The organism is Paenibacillus sp. EKM10P, assembly GCF_011800655.1.
In the GTDB taxonomy this organism is placed as follows: Bacteria; Bacillota; Bacilli; order Paenibacillales; family Paenibacillaceae; genus Paenibacillus; species Paenibacillus polymyxa.
Genome location: NZ_JAALET010000113.1, coordinates 1 through 280 on the forward strand (window position 1 = coordinate 1; position 280 = coordinate 280).

Here is a 280-nt window from a genome sequence, read left to right on the forward strand (position 1 = left end):
TCAACAGCTATGGCGTCACGGAAGCGGCGATTGACTCCAGCTTCTACGATGAAGAGCTGTCGAAACTGCCAAGCAGCGGGAATGTGCCGATTGGTCAGGCATGGCTGAACGCACGCTTCTACATCGTGGACAGCCAGCTGAATCCGGTACCGATCGGTGTACTGGGCGAGTTGTGCATCGGCGGCATCGGGGTCGCACGGGGATACCTGAACCGTGCGGACCTGACAGCCGAGAAATTCGTAGCGAACCCGTACGTACCGGGTGAACGTTTGTATCGCAC

Annotated in this window: 1 protein-coding gene; it reads left to right on the forward strand. The window is 58.2% G+C overall.

The genetic code is table 11. From position 1 onward, the window contains the following. A partial coding sequence (locus HFE01_RS26685) for an AMP-binding protein (RefSeq protein ID WP_167442926.1) occupies positions 1-280 on the forward strand: 280 nt, incomplete at both ends.